At 35.0% G+C, this 24,616-nt stretch carries 30 protein-coding genes; all 30 read right to left on the reverse strand.

Going from position 1 to position 24,616, the window contains the following annotated elements; genetic code table 11:
* Positions 1 to 9: 9 nt before the first annotated feature.
* Positions 10 to 891, reverse strand: a complete 882-nt coding sequence (locus C1Y58_RS19560) for a MinD/ParA family protein (RefSeq protein WP_105618038.1) — start codon at positions 889 to 891, stop codon at positions 10 to 12.
* Positions 884 to 1,975: a flagellar biosynthesis GTPase FlhF gene (flhF, locus tag C1Y58_RS19565; protein WP_105618039.1), complete on the reverse strand. Its 1,092-nt coding sequence runs from the start codon at positions 1,973 to 1,975 to the stop codon at positions 884 to 886. The genes C1Y58_RS19560 and flhF overlap by 8 nt, the downstream gene beginning before the upstream one ends.
* A complete protein-coding gene (flhA, locus tag C1Y58_RS19570) occupies positions 1,972 to 4,005 on the reverse strand; it encodes a flagellar biosynthesis protein FlhA (protein WP_105618040.1) in 2,034 nt (677 codons plus the stop codon). The genes flhF and flhA overlap by 4 nt, the downstream gene beginning before the upstream one ends.
* A 15-nt stretch (positions 4,006 to 4,020) precedes the next feature.
* Positions 4,021 to 5,142 carry a flagellar biosynthesis protein FlhB gene (flhB, locus tag C1Y58_RS19575; RefSeq protein ID WP_105618041.1) on the reverse strand — a complete coding sequence of 374 codons (1,122 nt, stop codon included), beginning with the start codon at positions 5,140 to 5,142 and terminating at the stop codon, positions 4,021 to 4,023.
* A complete protein-coding gene (gene fliR, locus C1Y58_RS19580; RefSeq protein ID WP_105618042.1) occupies positions 5,139 to 5,909 on the reverse strand; it encodes a flagellar biosynthetic protein FliR in 771 nt (256 codons plus the stop codon). Before fliR ends, flhB begins: the two co-directional genes overlap by 4 nt.
* A gap of 6 nt (positions 5,910 to 5,915) precedes the next feature.
* Positions 5,916 to 6,185, reverse strand: coding sequence for a flagellar biosynthesis protein FliQ (gene fliQ, locus C1Y58_RS19585; RefSeq protein ID WP_105618043.1), 270 nt, complete (start codon positions 6,183 to 6,185; stop codon positions 5,916 to 5,918).
* 13 nt (positions 6,186 to 6,198) lie between these two features.
* Positions 6,199 to 6,999, reverse strand: a complete 801-nt coding sequence (gene fliP, locus C1Y58_RS19590; protein ID WP_105618044.1) for a flagellar type III secretion system pore protein FliP — start codon at positions 6,997 to 6,999, stop codon at positions 6,199 to 6,201.
* A complete protein-coding gene (gene fliO, locus C1Y58_RS19595; protein ID WP_105618045.1) occupies positions 6,980 to 7,369 on the reverse strand; it encodes a flagellar biosynthetic protein FliO in 390 nt (129 codons plus the stop codon). Before fliO ends, fliP begins: the two co-directional genes overlap by 20 nt.
* 7 nt (positions 7,370 to 7,376) lie before the next feature.
* Entirely contained in the window at positions 7,377 to 7,739 is a 363-nt protein-coding gene (locus tag C1Y58_RS19600) for a response regulator (protein WP_105618046.1), read from the reverse strand.
* Positions 7,740 to 7,753: 14 nt separating this feature from the next.
* On the reverse strand, positions 7,754 to 8,971 hold the full coding sequence (gene fliY / locus C1Y58_RS19605; protein WP_105618047.1) for a flagellar motor switch phosphatase FliY: 1,218 nt from the start codon (positions 8,969 to 8,971) through the stop codon (positions 7,754 to 7,756).
* Positions 8,964 to 9,962: a flagellar motor switch protein FliM gene (gene fliM, locus C1Y58_RS19610; RefSeq protein ID WP_105618048.1), complete on the reverse strand. Its 999-nt coding sequence runs from the start codon at positions 9,960 to 9,962 to the stop codon at positions 8,964 to 8,966. Before fliM ends, fliY begins: the two co-directional genes overlap by 8 nt.
* A 17-nt stretch (positions 9,963 to 9,979) precedes the next feature.
* Positions 9,980 to 10,468 carry a flagellar basal body-associated FliL family protein gene (locus C1Y58_RS19615; protein ID WP_157950210.1) on the reverse strand — a complete coding sequence of 163 codons (489 nt, stop codon included), beginning with the start codon at positions 10,466 to 10,468 and terminating at the stop codon, positions 9,980 to 9,982.
* 99 nt (positions 10,469 to 10,567) lie between these two features.
* Positions 10,568 to 11,338 carry an OmpA/MotB family protein gene (locus C1Y58_RS19620; RefSeq protein ID WP_105618050.1) on the reverse strand — a complete coding sequence of 257 codons (771 nt, stop codon included), beginning with the start codon at positions 11,336 to 11,338 and terminating at the stop codon, positions 10,568 to 10,570.
* Positions 11,339 to 12,133 (reverse strand): motility protein A, encoded by a 795-nt coding sequence (locus C1Y58_RS19625; RefSeq protein ID WP_105618051.1) that lies wholly within the window; start codon positions 12,131 to 12,133, stop codon positions 11,339 to 11,341.
* 37 nt (positions 12,134 to 12,170) lie between these two features.
* Entirely contained in the window at positions 12,171 to 12,338 is a 168-nt protein-coding gene (locus C1Y58_RS19630) for a flagellar FlbD family protein (RefSeq protein WP_105618052.1), read from the reverse strand.
* Positions 12,339 to 12,399: 61 nt separating this feature from the next.
* Positions 12,400 to 13,779, reverse strand: a complete 1,380-nt coding sequence (locus tag C1Y58_RS19635) for a flagellar hook protein FlgE (RefSeq protein ID WP_105618053.1) — start codon at positions 13,777 to 13,779, stop codon at positions 12,400 to 12,402.
* 73 nt (positions 13,780 to 13,852) lie between these two features.
* Positions 13,853 to 14,248 carry a TIGR02530 family flagellar biosynthesis protein gene (locus tag C1Y58_RS19640; protein WP_105618054.1) on the reverse strand — a complete coding sequence of 132 codons (396 nt, stop codon included), beginning with the start codon at positions 14,246 to 14,248 and terminating at the stop codon, positions 13,853 to 13,855.
* A gap of 23 nt (positions 14,249 to 14,271) precedes the next feature.
* The gene (locus tag C1Y58_RS19645; protein WP_105618055.1) at positions 14,272 to 14,991 is read right to left on the reverse strand and encodes a flagellar hook assembly protein FlgD; all 720 of its coding nucleotides are present in this window, start codon (positions 14,989 to 14,991) and stop codon (positions 14,272 to 14,274) included.
* Positions 14,992 to 15,006: 15 nt separating this feature from the next.
* Positions 15,007 to 16,296 carry a flagellar hook-length control protein FliK gene (locus C1Y58_RS19650; RefSeq protein WP_105618056.1) on the reverse strand — a complete coding sequence of 430 codons (1,290 nt, stop codon included), beginning with the start codon at positions 16,294 to 16,296 and terminating at the stop codon, positions 15,007 to 15,009.
* Positions 16,297 to 16,363: 67 nt separating this feature from the next.
* On the reverse strand, positions 16,364 to 17,080 hold the full coding sequence (locus C1Y58_RS19655; RefSeq protein ID WP_105618057.1) for a MotE family protein: 717 nt from the start codon (positions 17,078 to 17,080) through the stop codon (positions 16,364 to 16,366).
* 12 nt (positions 17,081 to 17,092) lie between these two features.
* Positions 17,093 to 17,533, reverse strand: a complete 441-nt coding sequence (fliJ, locus tag C1Y58_RS19660) for a flagellar export protein FliJ (RefSeq protein ID WP_105618058.1) — start codon at positions 17,531 to 17,533, stop codon at positions 17,093 to 17,095.
* Between the two features lie 9 nt (positions 17,534 to 17,542).
* Positions 17,543 to 18,853, reverse strand: a complete 1,311-nt coding sequence (gene fliI, locus C1Y58_RS19665; protein ID WP_105618059.1) for a flagellar protein export ATPase FliI — start codon at positions 18,851 to 18,853, stop codon at positions 17,543 to 17,545.
* A gap of 27 nt (positions 18,854 to 18,880) precedes the next feature.
* A complete protein-coding gene (locus tag C1Y58_RS19670; RefSeq protein ID WP_105618060.1) occupies positions 18,881 to 19,633 on the reverse strand; it encodes a FliH/SctL family protein in 753 nt (250 codons plus the stop codon).
* The gene (fliG, locus tag C1Y58_RS19675) at positions 19,626 to 20,639 is read right to left on the reverse strand and encodes a flagellar motor switch protein FliG (protein WP_330404484.1); all 1,014 of its coding nucleotides are present in this window, start codon (positions 20,637 to 20,639) and stop codon (positions 19,626 to 19,628) included. The genes C1Y58_RS19670 and fliG overlap by 8 nt, the downstream gene beginning before the upstream one ends.
* 4 nt (positions 20,640 to 20,643) lie before the next feature.
* The gene (locus tag C1Y58_RS19680; protein ID WP_105618061.1) at positions 20,644 to 20,961 is read right to left on the reverse strand and encodes a hypothetical protein; all 318 of its coding nucleotides are present in this window, start codon (positions 20,959 to 20,961) and stop codon (positions 20,644 to 20,646) included.
* Positions 20,958 to 22,238, reverse strand: coding sequence for a flagellar basal-body MS-ring/collar protein FliF (fliF, locus tag C1Y58_RS19685; RefSeq protein ID WP_105618062.1), 1,281 nt, complete (start codon positions 22,236 to 22,238; stop codon positions 20,958 to 20,960). Before fliF ends, C1Y58_RS19680 begins: the two co-directional genes overlap by 4 nt.
* 29 nt (positions 22,239 to 22,267) lie before the next feature.
* Positions 22,268 to 22,579, reverse strand: coding sequence for a flagellar hook-basal body complex protein FliE (gene fliE, locus C1Y58_RS19690; RefSeq protein WP_170311640.1), 312 nt, complete (start codon positions 22,577 to 22,579; stop codon positions 22,268 to 22,270).
* 4 nt (positions 22,580 to 22,583) lie between these two features.
* A complete protein-coding gene (gene flgC, locus C1Y58_RS19695) occupies positions 22,584 to 23,021 on the reverse strand; it encodes a flagellar basal body rod protein FlgC (RefSeq protein ID WP_105618064.1) in 438 nt (145 codons plus the stop codon).
* A 15-nt stretch (positions 23,022 to 23,036) separates the two neighbouring features.
* Complete coding sequence (gene flgB / locus C1Y58_RS19700) at positions 23,037 to 23,408, reverse strand: flagellar basal body rod protein FlgB (RefSeq protein ID WP_105618065.1); 372 nt, start codon at positions 23,406 to 23,408, stop codon at positions 23,037 to 23,039.
* Between the two features lie 360 nt (positions 23,409 to 23,768).
* Positions 23,769 to 24,542, reverse strand: a complete 774-nt coding sequence (codY, locus tag C1Y58_RS19705; protein ID WP_105618066.1) for a GTP-sensing pleiotropic transcriptional regulator CodY — start codon at positions 24,540 to 24,542, stop codon at positions 23,769 to 23,771.
* Positions 24,543 to 24,616: the final 74 nt, after the last annotated feature.

Consider the following 24,616-nt stretch of genomic DNA (forward strand, 5'->3'; position numbering starts at 1 on the left):
TGACCTCCATTAAATTCTAATACCAAGAATGCTCTTAACTATGGATTTAATTGATTTCTGTTCTTGATTAGTTTCTGCTGTTTCGATTAATTCTGTTGCAATGTCATGAATTGATTTTGAAGCTTTACTATTTGGAGCTGCTATAGTCACTGGAGATTGTTGCTTCACAGAGCTTCTTAAATGCTTGTCAAATGGAATATATCCTAAAGGATTTATTCGAATATCAAGAAATCTAGTAATAGCTGTATTGAGTCTTAAAAAGACTTCTTCAGACTCTTTGTGATGATCCACCATATTAGTTATAAGATGTAACTTCATTTTTTTTTCATTATAAACTTTTTCAGCGATTAAAGATTTTATTAGAGAATAGGCATCAGTAATGGCTGTAGGATCAGGCGTCGTTACAACAACAATATCATCAGATATACTCATAAAACGAAGTGCTGTATTTTGCAAGCCTGCTCCAGTATCAATTATTAAAACATCTGCATTCTCAGCTAGCTGATTAAAACCACTTATCAAATTTTCATATTCTTTATCTTGAACGTTTTGAAGTTTATGAACATCGTATGCACCTGATATAAATTGAACTCCTTCTGGTCCTGATGTTAATACTTCTGTAATTGGCATATTCTTTTTAATCAAATCTATAAAACTATTACGAGCAACAGTGTTGAGGATAACATCAATATTAGCGAAACCAAAGTCCGCATCTAAAATAACTGTTCTTTTCCCCATACGCTGAAGGCTTATAGCTAGATTTGCTACAAAATTAGATTTACCTACACCACCTTTGCCACTGGTAACAGTAATGATTTTCATGTTGTTGTTTACCCTAGTTGTCTTATTTTCTTTCATCATTTGACGTAACCGAGTAGCTTGATCAAGCACCAAAATCGCCTCCTAATAAAAGCTTTGCAATGTGATGGGGATCGACTACTTCTATATCATCAGGTACATTTTGGCCTGTTGTAATGTAAGATAGTTTGACACCATACTTACTCTTAATATTTAAAATACTACCTATTCCATTCGTTTCATCCAATTTGGAAAAGATAATTTTTATGTTACCAAAATAACTGTAGCGTTCCACAATGTCTATCATATCTTCATACTTAGTTGTTAAACTAATAACTAAATATATCTCCATTTCACTTAATGTATTAATCATTTTAATTGTATCATTAAATTGATCCTCATTCTTCTGAGAAGCTCCAGCAGTATCGATTAATACAATATCTTTATCATTAAAATGTTGAATAGATTCGCGTAAGTCAGTACTAGAATACGCTACTTCAACAGGGAGGTTTAGTATTTTTGAATAAGTTTTTAATTGCTCAACTGCCGCTATTCGATAGGTATCTGTTGTGATCAATCCTATTGTTTTATTTTGATTAATTAGAAGCTCAGCAGCTACTTTAGCAATGGTTGTTGTTTTCCCAACACCAGTTGTCCCTACAAAGATAATAACCTTCTGATCTGAAGAGGGTTTGATTATTTCAGGCTCATCTAGCAATTTAATGATTCTTTTATAAATTGTTGTTACAACATCATTCATATCTCGTGACTCAATGCCTTTAATTAACATTAAAGCTAAATCATCATCAACATTTTTTTCTTTGAGGTGATTGTAAATTAATTCTACGACCTCATTTTTATATTTTATATTATTATCGTCATTTTTTAAGGATTTCTCCACCTGAATTAGCTTTTCACTCATAATATTTTCTAATCTGTCTAATTTCTTTTCCAAATTTGTAAAATTTTCTGATTGCATAGGTATATTGTCATCTGTATTCTTATCCTGTTCCTCTACAGCAGCTAGAACTTCGACTGAAGATTTGACAAAAAAACGCTTAAAGCCCTTTGGTTCTATCTTTTTAATATTCAATATAACTGCATCAAGTCCAAGATCCAATTTGACTTGTTCGATAGCCTGTTTTTCAGTTGATGCTGTATATTTTTTTATGTTCATGCTATTTTCACCATCCCCACTGCTTGAACTTCTACACTAGAATCCAGTTCATTATAGGATAATACGATCAAGTCAGGTAAGATATTTTCTGTCAATCGTTTGAAGTATAAACGAACGATTGGTGATGATAAAACAATTGGCTGCTGACCTGTCGATGTAACTTTTGCAACTTCTCTTTTCAATCCATCATAAATCTTTTGAGTTGTCAATGGATCAATTGCAAGATAGGAACCTTGCTCTGTTTGTTTAACAGAATCCATAATCCTTTGTTCCAACCCAGGATCTAATGTAATGACATTATTCTTAGGGTTATCTAAGAAAGTCTTAGAGATGTTTCTCTTCAATTTCTGGCGTACATACTCCGTAAGAATATCAACGTCCCTATTAGAAGCACCATAATCGGCTAATGTTTCAAAGATTGTTACTAAGTCTCTAATAGAAATACCTTCATTTAATAAGTTCATAAGTACTTTTTGGATTTCTCCAACACTCAATAATTTGGGTACCAGCTCTTCTACAAGAGTAGGGTGCTTTTCTTTTACTGTATTGATAAGTGTTTGCACATCTTCTCTTGTAAGCAGTTCATCTAAATTACGCTTAATAATTTCTGTTAAGTGTGTTGCAATTAATGATGGTGGATCTACAACAGTAAAACCTAATGCTTCTGCTCTTTCTCGTTGGCTTTCAGAAATCCATAAAGCTGGCAAACCAAAAGCTGGTTCAACGGTTTGAATACCATCTACCTCTTCTTCTATATAGCCCGGATTCATGGCCATATAGTGATCAAACATTATTTCACCTTTAGAGACTTCTACACCTTTTATATTAATTGAGTATTCATTTGGATTGAGTTGAATATTATCTCTCAGACGAATGACAGGAACAATAGCACCTAATTCTAGAGCAATTTGCCGACGTATCATAACAACACGGTCAAGCAAGTCACCACCTTGATTCACATCAGCCAAAGGAATAATACCATAACCAAACTCTAAAACGATTGGGTCTACGTTGATTAAAGAAACGACATTCTCAGGTCGTCTTATTTCTTCAACATCCGTATCATCTTCTGTTATTTCCTCCTCAACAGATTGAACCTTTAACTCTCGAATCATGCGATACCCTGCAAAAAGTATGAGAGAGCCCACACCCATCATAAGAATTTTGGGTAGTGGTAAGAGTATCCCCAAAAGAATCAAAATACCTCCAGTTAGCATAAACACTCTTGGCATCGAAAACAATTGCTTTTGTATTTCTTCACCAACGTTGGCGTCCTTCGATGCCTTCGTAACTAAAATACCCGTTGCAAGAGAAATCATTAACGCAGGAATCTGACTTACCAAGCCATCACCTACGGTCAATATGGTATAGTTGTTTAAAGCTTCATTAAAACTACTACCATTCATCATAATACCTATACCAATACCACCGATAATATTAATGAAGGTGATAAGTATCCCAGCAATAGCATCTCCTTTAACGAACTTACTGGCACCATCCATAGCACCATAAAATGAAGCTTCTTGTTGTATTTTCTGACGTCGTGTTTTAGCTTCTTGATCATCTATAAGACCTGCATTCAAATCGGCATCAATGGCCATCTGTTTACCAGGCATCGCATCCAAAGTAAATCTCGCTGATACTTCAGCAACCCTTTCAGCACCTTTAGTGATAACCATAAATTGTACAATAATCAAAACTATAAATACAATAATACCTACTATAAAATTACCACCAGCAACGAATTCACCGAATACTCGAATGACTTGTCCTGCTTCACCATAAGTCAAAATCAATTTCGTTGAAGCAACATTCAAAGAGAGGCGATAAACCGTCGCAAAGAGTAACATAGTAGGAAAGGTAGACATTTCAAGTGCTTCAGTTGTATATAATGCATTAAATAATACAAAAAGTGCAATAGCAATGTTAAAAATAATAAAGACATTAAGTAGTTCACCTGGTATAGGTACAATCAATAAGATGACTGCCCCTATGACAAACAGACCTACTAATATATTGGATGGCTTCATACCTAAACGTCCTCTCTATACGCCTTTATGTTTAAGTCGATAAACAAAGGCTAATACTTCAGCCACGGCCTGATATAATTCAGGCGGTATCTCGCCACCAATGTCAACTGTATAATATAAAGTTCTAGCCAAAGGTTTGTTCTCAACAATCTCTATTTCATGATCTGTTGCTATTTCTCTAATTCTTTTAGCAACTAAATCTGCTCCCTTAGCTAAGACAATTGGCGCTGTCGATACATCGGCATCATACTTAATGGCTACAGCAAAATGTGTTGGGTTCGTGATAACAACATCTGCTTTAGGTAAATCCTGCATCATTCTTCGCATAGAAACTTCTCTCATCTTCTGACGAATTTTACGCTTAATCTCGGGATTACCTTCTTGCATTTTATATTCTTCTTTAATTTCTTGTTTGGTCATCTTTAAATTTTGCTCATGTTCATACTTTTGATAAGCATAATCAATACCTGCTACGACCAAGTAAAAGACCCCAACTTTCAGACCAATCTCAACTGTGAAATCTATTAAAATAGTTGTAATCTCTATCACTCTATAATCAAAGAGATTTAGAATTAAATCCATTTGGTCTATAAGAGTTGAATAAATAATAAATCCTATAATTGTCAATTTAAGTACTGATTTTACTAATTCAACTAAAATCTTAAGTGAAAATAATCTCTTTAACCCCTTTATTGGATTCAATCTGCCAAAGTTAGGTTTTAGAGGTTTTAACGTTGGATGCCATCCAACTTGAATAAAACTGGATATAAATGCTACTAAAAAACCGACTAGCATAAAGGGCAGTACGATAAGTAAAACTTCTTTAAAAGCATCACTTACAAAAGTAGAAACAAAACTTGGATTATGGAAATCCGTTGTTTCACTGTATTGAAACATTTGAAAAGATTTATAAAAAACCTGTTTCATCTTTTCAAAGCAATAAGCAATAAATATTCCCACACTGGCAAATACAGCAATAAAACTTAAAGCGGTGCTAATTTCATTACTTTTAGCAACTTGTCCTTCTTCTCTTGCTTTTCTACGACGCTTTGGGGTGGGTTTTTCCGTCTTTTCTCCACCTTGTCCTTCTTTCGCAAAGAATTGCAAATTATACGCTATGATTGGATATGATTTCATTGGATCAATCCTTCTAAAACATTAAAAAATGCATCATTCATCATTGTATACAGATAGTCCGCTATATTAATGATAATCGGACTTGTTATTAGCAATATGATTAATCCCAAGATGAGTTTGATTGGCAAACCCACTACAAACATATTCATTTGTGGTACAGCTCTTACTAATATCCCCAGAGCTACATTTACAATAAACATACACACTAAAATGGGACTTGCTATTTTTACTGCTAAAATGAACATGGTTGTAAAAAACTCGACTAACGTTGTAAATAATCCTGATGTAATTCCTGCTTCGCCCAGCGGTAAAGCTTGGAGACTAAATACCATCCCTTCGATGAGATAAAGATGTGCATTAATCACCAACATGACTGTTAATAGTAATAAATAGTAGAAATTACCCATTAAAGGTACTTGTATCTTAGCTACTGGATCCAGCACGTTAACCATGCTAAACCCTAAATTGAAATCCACTATTTGACCAGCTAGATATAAGCAAGTAAAAACCAAATAAACAGTAAAACCTAAAGCTGCTCCTGTCATGAATTCCTTTAAAATAATTATTGCATATTCAAAATCTGTTTGAAAGACCACTGTATAGTCAGAAGGTAGAGTAAAGTAAGCTAAAAGGCTTAAATAAAAAGCTAATGCTACTTTTACATAGGGTGGTACATTACTCCCACCATAAAGCGGTGCTAACATGATAAAGCTAGAAAATCTAACTAAAATTAATAAGAATATTGTTAAATCTACCATTTGATCCATGGACAATTACCTTATGTATGTTGAGAAATTAGTAAACAACTCAACTATTAATCCTTCTAGATTACTTAACATATAAGGCCCGAATATTAACAAGCCAGCAAACACAGCAAGTATCTTTGGTACAAAGGCAAGAGTTTGTTCTTGTATCGATGTAACCGCTTGAAAGATACTTACAATCAGTCCTACACTTAACGCGAGAAGCAATAAGGGTGCTGCAGTGGTTATAACTGTCCATATAGCTTTTGATACGATTTCTAAAATCACTTCTTCTGACAATTAAAACACCTCTTTACTGAAAGGTTTTCATTAATTCTCCAATAACTAAACCCCACCCATCAACTAATATAAACAGTAATATCTTAAATGGTAATGATATCATTACAGGTGGTAACATCATCATACCCATTGACATAAGCGTAGAAGCAACAACCATATCAATGACAATAAAAGGTACATAGATGATAAATCCTAAAATAAAAGCTGTTTTTATTTCACTGATGATAAATGCTGGTATAAGGACAGTAGTTGGCAGTTCTTCCCTTGTAGGATACCCGTCATAGGCTGTTGGCTCTAAGACTTCTATTCCAGCAATATCACTAAATAAAGCTAATTCATCAGCACCAACTTGACTAAACATAAATTCACGCATGGGTTCAATAGATCGCTCCATGACTTCTTCTTGGCTAATAACTCCCTCTGTATAAGGTTGGAAAGCATTTTCATTAATTTCACTTAATGTTGGTCCCATAACGAAAAGTGTTAAGAATAAAGCAAGACCAATTAAAACCTGGTTAGGCGGTGATTGCTGTACACCTAACGCAGATCTAACAAAGCTTAATACAATAATAATCCTTGTAAAGGATGTTGTTGTCACAAGAATAGCTGGTATAAGTGCTATGATCGTTAATAAAAATAGCATTTGAAGAGAAGGAATTACAGACTGATCATCACCAGAGTTAATGGTCACTTCCATTAAGGAATCCACCGCTTCTGTAGCATGCACTTCCATGACATAAGAGTTTCCTAAAAAAAGGACTGTTAAGAAAAGTATTCCTACAATCAGAAGCCGTTTACTCTTTATTGTCTTCATTACCTACTACCTCCTGATTGTGTTCTTTAGTCATATTATGCAATAATCTTTTAAATGAAACTTCTTTATGGGAAATCTCTGTCAAATCAATCTCATTTTCATCAATCTCATCTATTTTTGTGATGTTATCTTTTGTAACAGCAATAGCATAATACTTATTTCCAACTTGAATCAATTGTATCATTTTATGAGGTGCTATTTGTACAGATTCAATGACCTTCAAATTTTTCTTTCTCTGAAGGCTTGAATTCTGTACAGATATAAATTTACTGGCATAATAAGCTAATGCTAGTACAATTATAAAAACAATTAGCATAAAGGCCAAGTCTAAAACACCAGTTTGTGTACTTAAAAGGCTATGTATACCCATAGTTTCCCTATCCAATAACCTTATTAACAGCCTCTATAACACGGTCAGCTTGGAAAGGTTTTACGATAAAATCTTTTGCTCCAGCTTGAATTGATTCAATTACCATTGCTTGTTGTCCCATTGCAGAACACATAATAATATTAGCATTACTATCTTTTGAGCGAATTTCTCTTACTGCATCAATACCATCCATTTCAGGCATTGTAATATCCATAATCACTAAATCAGGGTTTAATTCCTCAAATTTTTGAACAGCTATTGCTCCATTTTCTGCTTCACCTACGACATTATAGCCGTTTTTACCTAAAATATCTTTTATCATCATTCTCATAAAAGCTGCATCGTCAACAATTAAAACATTTTTCCCCATTGTTTCTCCTCCAACTAATAAAGATTTATTTTCTTATTAATAATTTCAGTAATTCTTATAGCAAAGTTCTCATCGATTACAACAACCTCACCTTTAGCAACCATCTTACTGTTCACTAATATATCAACAGGATCACCTGCCAACTTATCTAATTCTACTATGCTACCTGGTGCAAATTCTAATATCTCCTTAATGGGTCGTTTTGTTCGACCAAGTTCAACAGAAATCTGTAATGGTACATCCATAATGAGATCAATATTTTCGTTATTACCAGGCGCGCTATGGGTCTCAAACTGTTGAAATTGAACAGGCTGAACGTCGACATTTCTGCTAACATTGTTCATAGTATCATAATTATTATAATCTACATTCATGTTATCCACCCTTTGATTATTTTGATTGACTGGCGGCGGCATTGGTGGTGCTTGTGGCGGCATTTGACTCTTAACTTCAGGTTGCTTTACTTCGCTTTGTTTGACTTCATTGCCAAGTTCTTGTTTGATCTCTGTATCTTGTGATTGCATCGCCTCATTACTTATACCCTGCGATTGTATTAAATTGCTATATAAATCCTTAGCAAATTCCACAGGATATATCTGCATCATAACACTATCGATGAGGTCACCTATCACCATATCAAATTGTATTTGAACAAATTTATCACCCACTAGTTGCGCTAAATTTGTATCTTTCATGATTTCAGGTAAGTCTTGTAATTCAAAATCAACAATCTGTGCATGTGGGGGTTGAATATCTATTTTTTTATTAAACATGGAAAACATTGAAGTCGATGCTGATCCTACCATCTGGTTCATTGCTTCACATATTGCTGATAAGTGTAAATCTCCTATAGGTTCATCAAAATCTACATTTTTGCCATCACCACCCATCATGAGGTTAGTAATAATCTTGACATCAGTATCCTTTAATATCATGAAATTAGAACCAACTAGACCTTCTTTGTATTGTACTTCAATGACAACACATGGCCGAGTATAGTTCTTGCTGAACTCTTTCCAGTCCGTAATATTGACACTAGGGGTCGTTATACTTACCTTCTGATTAACGAGGGATGATAGGGTGGTAGCTGCTGTACCCATATTGATGTTGGATACTTCACCTAAAGCATCCTTTTCATCTCCATCTAACATCGCTTCGGCTTCTGGTTCATCTTCCTGCATATTCAGTCCTAGTAGAGTATCTATTTCTTCTTGCGATAACGCATTACCCATCGAACTCCTCCCCTCTGATGACTTCTTGTATTTTAATAGCCTTATGATTATTCACAACACCAGGGCTACCAATATACTTCATAAATGAGTCGACAAATACTTCAATATGATCATCTACCGCTTTATCGAGCTTTACTACATCACCAACTTGTAGATTTGCAAACTCGCCTACAGTTAACTGTGTAGTACCAAGTTCTGCACGACACATCAAATTCGACTTCTTGATATTTTTTTCAATGACTACATCATAGTTACTTTCATCTTTCTTCTGCAAATTGGAAAACCAATGCTTGGTGTTTAATTTATCCATAATCGGCTCTATAACCATATAAGGTATACAGATATTAAACATTCCTTGTACCTCTCCAATTTGCAAGTCAATCGTTACCAAAGCAACCATTTCATTATATGAAATCATTTGAGCATATTGCGGATTAGTCTCTATCTTTTCAAGGTCTGGTCTTAACTCAATAACAGACTCCCAAGGTTCAACCAATAAATCACTACATCTTGACATGATTCGTTCAAGGATTGCAATTTCTATCTCAGAAAAATCACGCCCCCCATCCACGGTTTTACCTTCTCCACCAAGTAATCTATCAATTATAGAATAACCGATATTATTTGATATTTCAAGTAAAATTGAGCCTTTCAAAGGATAAAAATCTACAATTGCTAGTATCGTAGGAATCGGTAAAGAGTTAATGAATTCTTGATATGCTATTGCCTCAACACTTAAAATCTCTGCGCTTACTGGGGACCGAAATAGGACAGTGAAATTTGTCACCATTAAGCGAACATAATTTTCAAAAAGCATTTCTAATGTTCTTAATTGCTCTTTAGAAAATTTGGAAGGTCTGGCAAAATTGTATTCTTTTATCAGTTTCTCATCACTTTGATTGCTTTTCTTGACCTCATCGGCATCTATGCTACCAGAATTCAATGCCGACAGCAGATCATCAATTTCGCCCTGTGATAGGATCTCAGACAACAACATCACCTCCTAGCTTAGTCGTGAAAATACCCCGGAAGATCAACTTCTACAAAACAATCGCTATTAAATTCCTTTTTTAATAATTCAAGTATTTCTTCTTCTAAAATTTGTTTAGAGTCTGTTCTCTTTATCTCTTCGTAACTCTTAACACGAACAATATCATGGATATCGGATATGATCATATCAATTTTATTCGTGTCTAATAAAAACTCTTTAACACTTTCATAGTCATCATGTTTAGTGTTAAGCACAACAGTAATATCCACTCTAAGCGTATGTTGTTTACCATTTTCTATGGCATACACATTGCTTATTATTGAGTCTGGTAGTTTTACAGGATCAATATCTTGTTCTGTCAGGGATATCTGCCCACTATCGTATTCTTCTTCTGCTGTTTTATTGCTATCGCCACCTAATGTAATCAATGCAAAGATAACAAGTGCGATTGCGATAATAACAGTTAATACAATATTAATGGTTATCATACCTTTAACTTTGTCCATAAACATTCTCCCCTTGCTAAATATACTGAATGATCAATATATTAGTAAATATTTAGGGCATATACAATAAATTCAAACTAGTAAAGATACTGCTATGCCTTATTCAGCAAGAATTTCGTCAAATTCATCCACGTAGATATATATTTCTACACGTCGATTTTTAGCTCGCCCCTCATGCGTGTCGTTAGAAACGATTGGAGAATACTCGCCTCGTCCATCTGCTGAAATTTTCTTTGGATCAAAACCTTGTTCTTCTATTAAATATTCCGCAACAGATATAGCTCTAGCAGAGGATAAATACCAGTTGGACGGATATTTTTCAGTATTAATTGGAATATTGTCTGTATGACCTTCGATTTTAATCTGATTTTCTCTATACTTTATTAATTCTTTTGATAAAATTTCTAATATGCCAATAGCATCAACTTTAAGCTCTGCTTGACCAGTATCAAATAAAATTGTATCATCAATTAATTGAAGCTTTATGTAATTGTCTTTAGCCTCAACAGCTATTTGATCTTCTAAACCATTTTCAGCTATAAAATCCTTAAATTCCTGCACCAATTCTTCTAAATTATCCCCTTCTACTTCAGGGTCCATATTAAGGTGCTCATAATACATAATCTCAAAATCAGGTAATTGATTAATACCATTACCAATAGCAGTTCCTTTACCAACTGTTTCTGCTCCCATAAACATATTGACAGAGTTATTAAAAGAGTTAATAAACGCTTGAAATTTCTCAGCATCTATGGATGACATGGAAAACAATACAGCGAAAAAGCATAGAAGTAATGTTACTAAATCAGAGTAGGTAGCCATCCACTCAGGTGACCCCTTTTTAACGTTACCCTGCTTCTTTCTTTTCATCTAAGCACCTACTTCCTCACCAGCATCCTCTTGAGCACCAATAGATTCTCGAACTGATGGAGCTAAGAAAGCTTTGAGCTTTTCTTCAATAATTCTTGGGTTCTCACCAGCTAATATAGATAACAACCCTTCAATGAGTAATTCTTTAGTAGCTATTTCAGAATCACTACGTTCAGCAAGCTTAGCAGCAATAGGATTTGCAACAAAGTTTGCTAATAGGGAACCGTACAATGTGGTTAAAAGTGCTACAGACATGTTCGGTCCAACTGAAGCTGGATCTTCTAACTGCTGAAGCATATTAACCAAACCAATGAGGGTACCTATCATCCCCCATGCGGGTCCAAAAGTTGCTACGTCTTCCCAAAATTTTTGATTTTTCTTATGTCTTGATTCAATAAAAACCAATTCTGTCTCAAGTACATTACGCACAAGCTCCGCTTCCGTACCATCAACAATCAGAAGAATTCCTTTTTTGACAAACTCATCTTCTAATTCTACAGCTTTTTCTTCAAGAGCTAAAAGCCCTTCTTTTCTTGCAACATTGGCAAGATCAATAATCATGTTAATAATGTCTGGTTCCTCAACAGTATCCTGATGAAACGCATGTCGAATAACCTTAAGACCATTCAGAAACTTTGTCAATGGGTAGGAAATAAGCATCGCTGCTGCTGTACCACCAATTGTAATCATGATGGATGCCGCATCAAAGAATGTCGTTAACTGCCCTTTTAAAAGTATAGAAATGACAATAAAAACAATTCCCGATACAACTCCAATAATAGTAGCTAAATCCAAAGTTTACACCTCACTCTATTATGAAATTCAGAAACCCCTAACCATGATGATTAATCATGTCATAAAGCTGATCAACCTTCTCCATGACAATATATTTTTTACCTGTTGTAGTCTTAACGACTGTATCGGGTGTTTCTTCAATGGTTTCTATAAGCTTTTCATTGAGTAAAATTCTTCGTCCACCTAATAATGTCACATAGATCATTCTTTCACCTCATCATGTAAGGAATGCTAAGGTAGGTTGTTACCTACCTTAGCAGCCACATTTATCGTACAAGACCTACTAGCTCTTGTAGCATTTCATCGGAAACAGTGATGATACGTGAATTGGCTTGATAACCTCTTTGAGTTACGATCATATCTGTAAACTCTTTAGAAAGGTCTACGTTTGACATTTCAAGAACCCCAGATGTTAAAGCACCGCCAGTAGAAGTAATATCATCCCCAATGCCATCAAAATCACCTGAGTTAGGTGTAGCTTCAAAGAGGTTGCTACCTACTTTTTGTAAACCAGCAGGGTTACTAAACGTAGCAATAGCTATTTGCCCCAAGCTTTTTGTTTCACCATTACTATATTTACCAGTTACAATTCCATCTGCTCCAATGGTAAAACTAGATAAAGTACCTGCTTCGCGACCTGCTCCAAAACCTTGTGAATCCCCTCTACTAGACTCAACATTGCTCTGTCCAGCATACATTGTCATACTGCTAAAGTCAATTATCAAATCATTAGGAAGAGAATCCTTAACAACATCTAAATTTGCAATAGAAATAGAATCTGTTACTGTTGCAGAGTCATCACCAATACCACTGAATTTACCTGTAGTTGTGTCGAAGAAGATCACAGTATCAGTGCCTAAACTATTAACTCCTTGCATCATTTGAATACTTGCTGGTGGTGAATTTTCAAAATCTACAATAATATTACCATCAGAATCCTTAAGTTTTTCTAAATTTAAGCTCACCTCACCTGGATTTGATCCTGGACCAGACGATTCTTTAGCTAATGAATATTCCATAGTATATTTATAGCCCATCTCATCGTAAAAACTTGTAGTAAAAACATATCCAGTTGTGTTACCAGAATCTAACCTTTCATCATTCTCTTCAATATTACCATATACTGTTGCCTTAGTCGTACCAACAGGTTCAGAATAAGCTTGATCAGGCGAATAAATCTGCAAAGGATCTACTTGACCTTGAACAATTTTTCCATCTTCATCAACTGGCCATCCTTGTAAGGTCATCCCATCTGGTGTCGTTAAATAGCCAGCAGAGTCCACTTGAAAAACCCCAGCTCTTGTAAAATATGTACCTGAAGCATCGCCTACCACAAAGAACCCATCGCCTTCAATCTTCACATCAAGTGGGTTATCGGTACGTTGTGCTGCTCCCTCTGTCATCAAAGTATCAATGGAGTTAATACTTACTCCTAAACCTATTTGCATGGGGTTTGTACCACCAGATTCTGTTTCAGGGTTTGATGCTGAAGCCCCTTGCAATGTTTGATAGTACATATCACTAAAGGTAGCTCTTTCAGATTTGAAACCAACAGTATTAACATTGGCAATGTTATTACCTATAACATCCATTTGAGTCTGATGAACACGTAAACCCGATACACCAGCATACATGGAACGCATCATAATGTTTACCTCCTTATGGGTGCATCATTACTTCAATCAATCGGTAATGAATAGCTTCCTCAATGAGGTCCAGCTATATTAAAATTGCACCATCAATTTTAGAAAATATTTGATTCTGTTGTTCTTTCTTGACAGCTGTAATGACTGTCTTATTCTTTACGTTAACAACTAAAGCTACATCATCAATTAAAACTAAGGAATCCTTTATTCCCTTCTTTTCAGCTTCTTTAACACCTTCATTAATACGAGTCAATTGTTCATCTGAGAAATTAATATCTCTAGCATTTAAACGCATTGACGCATGCTTAGTAAATGTTAACTCCTCTTTTTTTAATAATTGCTGGGATAGTACTTGATCAAATGTTGCTTGTGCTTTAAAACTGTTGGGACGTTGAGATTTTTTTGCTATGTCATTAACGTTGTTATTATTAATCCGATTTTGTATAACCAACATGTCTTTACTTAACATAACAACATCTCCATAACTTTTCTTTAAGCATCACCGTCACCTGACTCAGGTGTTTCAGCTGGCGCTTCACTGAGTACTTCTTTTACATTTGATAAGTCAATCTTATCTTCACCAATGGACAAATAAAATCTACCATCTTCTAAAGTTACCTGTTCAACAATACCTTTAACTTCTTCAACCGTTTCAGTTGTTTCACCATCTTCAGATTCAACATACTTCTCCCCAACAGCATACTTACCAATAAGAGAAAAAGCATTTCCTGCCTGAAGTTGCTGGATCTTAGCAAGTTCTTCCGCAACTATTGCATATTCAACCGCGCTCACAGATTCTAATGGAACCTCCTTTTGGTCAATAACCACATAGGTTTCACCATTTTGATAGAAGGTACCTTCTATAACGCCTTGAATATACTCTGTTTCACTGGTATTAGGATTCATATAAGCAGCATAACCATACTTACCAATCATGGCATTACCATTGTATTGACTAAATTGTGTATTAAGATTCTCCATTTGCTCTAAGGATGAAAACTGAGCTAATTGAGCTAAATAATCTGTGTCTTCCATAGGATTAAATGGGTCCTGATATTGCATTTGAGTAACCAAAAGCTCTAGAAAAGCATTCTTTCCAAGATCACCACCAACGGGTTCAGAAGTTGTTTGATAGATCGTGCTCTGGTTATTTGAAGTCTCTATAATTCCATTATTATTCGTAACATCTACATAACTTGTATTATCTGACATTTTTTCACCTTCCTTCTAAGCTGAAAAATCCACAGTATGTTGCTCTTCCATTGCAATATTTTCTTCTACGACTTCCTCTTCTTCTTCGGAAGTTCCAGGGATTGAAGCAATTCGTCTGTTATTCTGATTTTGATGTTGTTGTTCAAAACTGGATTGTCCATCTTTTCTCTGATCAAAATAACCATTATCAGCAACAGACACTTCAATATCATCTACATTAATGCCTTGCTGTTCGAGGGTAGTTTTTAATTGGAAAAGATTCATCTCAATAGCTTCCTTAACTGTGTTATTTTCAGCAACAAATTGAGCTGTAACAGTACCTTTATTCGTTGAAACTGAAAAAACTAGATTACCAAGATGTTCAGGTTTTAATCGAATTGTCATTGAAGTCATATCAGCTGAACTTGTAACTGCAATACGATTAACAATTTGCTGGACAATTTCTTGCTTCAATAACCTTTCCATATTCTTATCTCCCGTTTGATCAACTATCTTATCTTTCATCACTTCAATAGTATTCAATTTGTTAAGAAATAAGTTAGTTTGTTCTTTGGAAGATCCATTTGATTCACTTTGATCTTGTTTAGCAGTATCTTGGCTTGTTTGTTGTGGTACCACATCGTTGTTATCCTCAACTTCTACTACAATTTGCTCATTTGTCAAACTAGTTGACTGATCAATCATCTTATTCTCTGTCTGGCTCATCTGCTCTAAAAGTTGCTGAAACATTGGATTTTCATCAACTAATGTAGCATCAACTTGCTTCAAATCAACACCAGTAGCTAATAAATCTTGAAGCTTTAAAGCTATGTTTTGTAATTGGTTAAGAGTTTCCATTAAATCAGGCTGCAAAAGTAAATCCATTGGACTCTCTAACTCATACTGATCAACTAAAAACTGAGTGAGAACTTCCATATCATTTGACTGAAGAAAAGCTAATAAAGCTTGTATCGTTTCATTAGGTTCTAATTCTTCATTATCCATAAGCTTTTTAATGGCTTCAGATATGGCTTTTATCTCTTCTGTAACCTCATCAAGATCTGTGAGCTCTTCTTCTTTTGATGAAACCTCTTCTTTCATACATGAAGTCATCTCATCTTTAGTATCCTGAACTTTCGCCTCTTGCTCATCACTTACTTGAGGTTTTTCTTCTTCAGCGTTAATCGCCTCATTTGACTTCTCTTGTTGATCCAGATTATCCTTATAAACATTTTCAAATTCTTTATCAGTGGAAGCTACATTACTAATTGGTTGATTTTGAACCTCTTGTGTTCTAGGTTGCACTAACATAATCCCTTGACTCATTTCACCCCTCCTTTCATCATTAATAAGTTACTTATTTATCATAAACCTAATGGTTTATAACCCATGTTTATGGTTGGCTTGGAGCTAAATTCTTAGTTATTCTTGCCGCGTTGTTAGGATCCATGTTTTCCATGATTTTAGCTCTGCTTTCTGTACTTATATTCTCTAGAATAAGAATAACAAGTTCCATATCTGATGAAGTAATTTCAGTTAAAACTGCTGCCGCACTCTTCTCATCCATTTCTTCATATGTCTTTACATACTCATCAATATCCTCAGAATATTTTGCATCTGTAACTGCTTCCTTATAGAGTTTTTCTGCATTTTCAGGATACATGACCTCGTAAAATTTGATATATTCATTGACAGCAGGTGCATACTCACTGTTGACAAGCATAGCATCAAATTCTTCCTTCTGCTTTTTAAACATAAGTTGCTCATCTTCAAAAGCCTGTAAACGCGTTATCTCTTTATCTTTATCTACACTAGCTTGCTGAATTGTATTAACCTCTTCCTGGAGAGCTTTTATTGTCGCCTCTTTCTCATCAATGAGAGCTACGAAGTCTTCTTCAGTCCACTCAGCATATGGCGATACTTCTTCAACAGGTACTAGATCTTCAAATAATCCTACTTTATTGAGGGTTGGTACTAAAAATTTATCCGTAACCCCTGCCACATTGAAATAAAATAAAGCAATTATACCTGCAATAATTGCCAATGTTATAATACCAGCAATCATCAGCCCTTTCCCAGAGCTTTTTTCTTCATTTTCAAATTCATCCATGATTTCACCTACCTATGATGTAGCGTACTTGTAAGAAACAAGTTGATCAATCATCATTTGCTCTTGCTTTTTAAGGACTTTTTTATGAGCCTCCATGTGTTGCTCCTTAAGTACTTGAACTGATTTCTTTTTTCTCATTGCATCAAGCATATCCGATTTTTTTTCCTCTACAATGATTTGATGCTTTTCTAAAGAATCCTCATGCTGGATAAGCTCTTCCTTCTTATGATTAAGATAGTGATGAAACATCATTAAATCTTTTGCATTAATAACGCCAGTAGATGCTTCTCTTGAAGAACGGATAATACCATCAATCTCATTTTGGCAACAAGAAATATGTTCCTCTATACGGTCTTTTTCTATTAGCGCATGACCATATTCAGTTTTCTTTTGCTCTTCTACAACTTCTCGATAGTCAAGAACAGGTTGTAAACGGAAATTAAACTTACTCATCTATATCACCTATGATATACAATTTATAAGACCTTCTAAAGAGGCATTATAATCAAAATTTTCATCAACGGATTGTGTCAGGTAATTCTTAATGTTATCTATTTTTGATATCGCTTCATCAATTTTTGGATTACTGCCATTGACATAAGCTCCAATGTTAATTAAGTCTTCTGCTTCTCCATAGGTTGCTAATAAGTTACGCAGTTCTGAAGCTGCTTGCTTGTGGTCAGGAGAAACAATATCATTCATCACCCTTGACACACTCTGAAGTACATCGATACAAGGATAGTGGTTCTTATGTGCTAATTTCCTAGATAGTATGATATGACCATCTAAAATACCACGAGCTGTATCGGATATCGGCTCATCCATGTCATCTCCATCCACTAAGACAGTATAAAGGCCAGTAATGGAGCCTGTATCTGAATTTCCCGCACGTTCTAATAGTCTAGGCATAAGACCAAATACAGAAGGTGGATAACCTTTTGTAACAGGTGGTTCCCCCGTTGCTAAACCAATCTCCCTTTGAGCCATCGAAAAACGAGTAAGTGAATCCATCATTAGTAAAACATCTTTACCTTGATCTCTAAAGTATTCTGCTACAGCTGTAGCCGTATAGGCCGCCTTTAGGCGTACTAACGCAGGTTGATCAGAAGTAGCAACAATGACAACGGATCGTTTCAAACCTTCTTCACCTAAAGACTTATCCATGAATTCCTTAACTTCCCTACCACGTTCACCAATTAAGGCAATAACATTTACATCTGCACTCGAATCCCTTGCCAGCATTCCCAGTAATGTACTCTTACCTACTCCTGAACCAGCGAATATACCAACACGTTGACCTTTCCCTATGGTTATTAATCCATTCATTGCTTTAACACCCATATTCAAGGTTTCATCAATTGGCTTTCTCTTCAGTGGATGCGGTGCACTATTGCTAATGCTATAGGACACACTGGTATTTAAATCACCATAGTCATCAATAGGATTGCCTAAGCCATCTAAAACCCGACCTAAGAGTTGCTCCCCTACATCAACAGATAGTGGCGTACCCGCCGATTCAATAATACTACCAGGATGAACACCACTCATATGACTTAATGGCATGAGTTGAATATTATTTTCTTTGAAGCCGACCACTTCTGCTAACAAGTCCTCAGACCATTTAGATTTAATCTTACATAAACTCCCTAAAGGTACCGATGGTCCTGATGCTTCAATAGTCAAACCAACAACTCGTGTTATTTCTCCATAGCGTCTTACGTAATCTTTTTCTAGCAATTTATAATACTTATCAAAATTTATTGTCTGATTCAAAACATCACCTTTTGTGATTACTTTTTTCTACTCTTCTAAAGCAATAAGGTCTAAATATTCTCTGACACCTTTTATCTGGTCTTTTACACTAACATCTAAATTACCAGCTGGTGTCTCGATAATACAATCGCCCTTTAACATGGTTTGATCTTCTATAATCTCAATCTCAGTATCTTCACTTATACCTGAGTACAACATGGATTTATTGTCTTTAAGGAAAGTGTACTGTTCTCTACCAACTTTTACTTTAATACTTTTACTAAGCTTTAACTCGGAAAAGGCTCTTCGTATCATAAAAATTAATACATCATCATTGTACTTGACTTGTGTTCCAATGACTTTGCTGACTAACCCCTTAAGGAGTTGAACCATATGAGGTTCTACTGCAGCAATCTTCATATCAGCTTCTTCCTTTGCATGTTTCAGGGTTCTTTCAGCCTCATCAAGAAAACTCTTTGCTTCTCTAGCCGCTTCCTCTTTACCTGATTCATACCCTATGCGCTGAGCTTCTTCCAATGCTGTCTGCCGCTCTTCTTGTATCTTTAGCTCCGCTTCATCAAGCAATTTCTTAACTTCAGCTTGTGCTTCAATGAGCATTCGCTGAGATTCCACCTTTGCTGATTCCAGTTCTTTCTCAGCTTCCGCCAAAATAGCTATTCTTTTCTTGTCTAGCTGATCAATATCTTCTGATAGACGTTGCATTGAAGCTACAGCTTCAGTGGCCAATAGAACTTTTTCATTACCCATGATTATCTGATTAGCTTTTATTAAACTAGACAATTATTTCATCTCCTCCACCACGTGAAACGATGATCTCACCAGAATCTTCTAATCGTCTAATTGTATTAACTATCTTTTGTTGAGCTTCTTCAACGTCACGTAATCTTACAGGTCCCATGTACTCCATATCTTCTTTAATCATCGTTGCTAAACGGCTTGATAAATTTTTAAGAACAACATTTTGAACTTCTTGTCCTGATGATTTCATGGCTAAAGCTAAGTCTGCATTGTCAATTTCTCTTAGTACACGTTGAATTGAACGATCATCAAGTGTAACAATATCTTCGAATACAAACATCTTTCTTTTAATTTCTTCAGCTAATTCCACGTCATCCACTTCAAGCGTATCAAGAATATGTTTTTCTGTTCCTCTATCAACCGAACTTAAAATATTAACAACTGAATCGACGCCACCAACGATGGTATAATCTTGACCTTCGATTGATGATAACTTCTTCTCAAGTACTCGTTCAACTTCTTTAATTACTTCTGGAGAAGTCCTATCCATTTGCGCAATTCTCTTAGCTACATCTGCTTGTTTTTCCTGTGGTAAGGCTGACAGAATAGCTGACGCCTTATTAGGTTTCAAATAACTCAAAATCAGAGCAATTGTTTGTGGGTGCTCATTTTGAATAAAGTTAAGGATTTGACTAGCTTCTGTTCGTTGAATGAAATCAAAAGGTCGAACTTGTAAAGCAGAAGTAAGACGGTTAATGATTTCATCTGATTTATCATTACCAAGTGCTTCCTCAAGTAATTGCTTAGCGTAGTTAATACCACCTTCTGATATATATTGTTGCGCCAAACAAATTTCATAAAACTCTCTAATGACTTCATCTTTAACTTGTGGTGAAACACTTCTTATATTGGCTATTTCAAGAGTTAACTGCTCAATTTCCTCTTCTTTTAGATATTTAAATACTTTTGATGACTTTTCAGGACCAAGAACAATTAATAACATTGCAGCTTTTTCTAATCCTGAAATACGTTCTCCTGTCATATTCATTCCATCACTCCCAATCTTGGCCTAACCAATTTCTTAATAATTGGGCAGCTGCTTCTGGTTTTTCATCAACAAATCGTTCAATTTCTTTCTTAATACCTGTGCTTTCATCGTCCTGAATTTCTTCTACTTCTTCTTCAATGTTCTTGGACAATAATTCTTCTACAGATAATTCTGGTATAATTTCTGTTACTTCCACAGGCTCAGTACCTTTGTAGATGACATAAGCAAGCATTACTACAAGAAAAGCAACTATTAAAATTAACAAATACTCTTGATAAGGTATATCCGTCGTTGCTTTATCTATAAATATAGGTTGAGTCACACCATAGATTTCAACTTTATTAATACCTGTTGCATTTTTACTGATGCAATGACTGGGTCATTGACAACAAAATCTTCTTCTGTAATCGTAGCCTTATAATCTTCCCACGTCGTTCCTGCTAATTGACCACTTTCTTCTAAAATAGCTTCATCATAGATTGTATAATTAATTAATTGAACTGCAATAGAAGAGTTATCGTACTTAATTTCACCAGGACTGTTAGATTCATAAGTTACGTCTTTATTATATATATAGTCTGCTGATTCATTTTCTGTTTCTGATTCTGATTGTGTACCTGAATTGCTGGTGGCATACTGTGTTGCTTCTCCTGGATTAGAATCGATACCAGGTGCACCACCGGTTTGCGTATTTGTAGTGGATGAGCTTGAATTAGTTTCTGAATTTATTAACCCTGTATCAGAGCCATCCCCTGTCGGATTACTATAAGTTTCCTTGGTGGATTGATACTCGTTATAATCAAATACTAAATTAACCTTTGCAGTTACCCGATCATAACTTGATGCTAGAAGTTCTTCTATCTTTTTCTCTAGCAAATCCTCCTGCTTAACCTTGTTTTGAAATTTTTTATCAACAATAGCTGATTCTTGATCTAAATCTCCACCATACAAAGTATCACCATCATGGTCAACAATTGTTATGTTTTCTTCTGATAGATTTTCAACACCATTGAGGACAATACCAACAATGCTGTTTACTTGACCTTGCTCTAACTTCTTGGATGTTGTTAAAACAACACTAGCCTTAGATTCTTTAACATTGTTTTGATACAAACGATCATAATCTGGAATTTCTAAGATAACGTTAGCATCTTCAATTCCATTTATTCTGATTAATGTTTGCTCCAGCTCTGTTTCCATGGCTTGATGGAGTTTCTCTTGTTTAATATTTTCAGTATCTGTCATGCTACTGTTATAAGCATCTTCATATGTATAATCACTGGAAGGTAATGTCGTATCAGCTAACAAATATTTAGCTTGCGTTTGATACTTATCTTCAACCTTAATAGTCCTTCCATCATCTGTAGCTTCATAAGCAATACTATTTTCCTGTAACACTTTGGTAATAGCCGAAGCTTCTTCCATCGTCATCCCTTCATAAAGCGTCACCATATTGGGGCGAGTTGCAAAATAAACAGCAGTCGATAAAAATATAATGATTAAAACCCCTAATACGATAATAGTCGTTCTTTGTCTATTATCGAATTTGTTCCAATAATCGATGATCTGCTTCGAAAGCTTCTCAAAAAACTCGCTCATTCATTCTCCTCTTTCCTGTTCATTCTGCACTAAATCTGCATCCTCATGATCTCATTAAAAGCTTCAAGCATAGTATCTCTAACTTTCACGGTAAATTGAAGAGCAACATTTGCTTTCTCCGTTGCAATCATGACACTTGCAATATCATCGGTTTTCCCTAGTACAAAATCAGTGCTGATTTGCTCAGCTTCTTTTTCTAGTTGATTCGTACTATTCCAAAGATTTAGTGCTTGATCAAGATACGTATCAAAGGCAAGACCCTTAGTAGACGTCTCTTGAACCTGGGCTATCTTCGTAACCCCAGAGGTCACACCATTAATCTGCATTAACAATTCCCCCAATCATCTACTTTCCTATTTCAAGCGCTTTCATTGCCATGCCTTTAGTTCCGTTTAATACAGTAACATTGGCTTCATAAGCACGACTGGCAGATATCATATTTGTCATTTCTTCGATTATATTTACATTAGGCATATTAACATACCCTTCAGCATTTGCATCGGGATGACCAGGATCATAAACTTTAACGAACGGACGAGAATCTTCAACAATAGCAGTTGCCTTAACACCTGATGTTGTTGGTTGATTTGTCATTTGAGATTGTAATACTTCCTGAAAGGAAGGTGTTGCTTCTTGGACTAAGATGACTTTTCTCTTATATGGGTCACCACTTTCTGTACGCGTTGTGTTCACATTCGCAACATTCTGTGATATGACGTCCATCCTTAGCCTCTGAACTGTTAGTCCACTTGCTGTAACATCCATTGCACTAAAAATAGACATATCAGCACCTCCTTATTACTTGGCATTTAAAACTGTGTTGATCTGTCTAAATTGGTGAGATACTTGACTTATAACAGCGTTATAATAAAGCTCATTCTGAGCTCTTTTAGCCATTTCTACATCAATATCCACATTATTGCCATCTACTCGATAAGCTAGATTAGATTGATCTTCAACAACTTGAGGTTTAGTGTTTTGAATCATATCATCTGTAAGATTATTTGTTTCTGATGCTTGAATAAGATATTCTTCAAAGATAACATTATTCTTTTTGAAACCAGGGGTATCAACATTGGCAATGTTATTTGCAATAACCTGATTTCTCATCCAAGATGTTTCGAGAGCTTTTGACAATAGACTGACTTGACCAAACATGGATGTACTCATCTTTTCACAAACACCTCCTTCACGGATTCGTAATTTCCTAGCAATTTCTTCTTTACTTAACAAAACTATCTAAAATTTTTGTTAAATTTTGATTACATATATATATTAATAAAAATATGTAGATAAAGCAACTGTTTCTGCACAAAATTATTGGATATTCGAAAATTTTACCATATTAACATCCATATTCTACATATATTGGCATTAAATTCAGCTTTTTATGACTATCGCTATTAGTTGATAATTATTATTTATTTTATAAATTGATTGCCCATACTCTTGTAAAAGCCTATATACTAGATTTTTGCAATAGAAAAAGCTAGTATTATTCAATACTAGCTTTAAAATTCTTAATGTCAATTATCTTCTCATTTTGTCAAGTTCATCCAATAAGACTTCATTTAAAACTTTGATATACGTTCCTTTCATACCTAAAGAACGTGATTCAATAACACCAGCACTTTCAAACTTACGTAAAGCGTTAACAATAACAGATCTGGTGATACCTACTCTGTCTGCGATTTTACTCGCAACAAGCAAACCTTCCATTCCATCCAGTTCTTCAAATATGTGTAATATAGCTTCCAGTTCTGAATAGGATAATGTTCCAATGGCAGATTTAACAATAGTTGATTTTCTAATCTCTTCAGCGCTTTCTTCATTGATGGAGCGAATAATTTCGAGACCAACAACAGTCGCAGCATATTCAACCATAATTATATCTTCAACATCAAATTCAATGTGATTTTTATATAGGAACAAGGTTCCTAGCTTTTCTCCACCTGCATCAATAGGTGAGATAACAGCTTTAAACTTATTTAATTCGTTTTGATCTTGTAAACCAATTGATTCTATCTCTATATTTTCTCTTGTATTGATTACAGATATAAAATTGTTACTTAATTGTTTATCTAAATATGATCCAATTGTAGTTTCTTCTAAATCCTTGATCATACCCATATCTTCATTTTGGAATAGACCAAGAACTTTCCCCTTTTTAGAAATAACCATTACATTGGCGTCGATAACATCTCCCAACATCTTACATATATCATTAAATATCACAGGTTGGAAGCCAGTTCTTTGTAGTAGGCTATTTACCTTCCTAATTTTTTCTAACAAATCAACGCTCATTTAAAAATTCACCTCATTTTAATCTTTCAAGTATTTTATTTTTGCTGTCATTCGAATTATGATTGACATAATGA

The sequence above is a fragment of the Vallitalea okinawensis genome (assembly GCF_002964605.1).
GTDB lineage: Bacteria > Bacillota > Clostridia > Lachnospirales > PQDH01 > Vallitalea_A > Vallitalea_A okinawensis.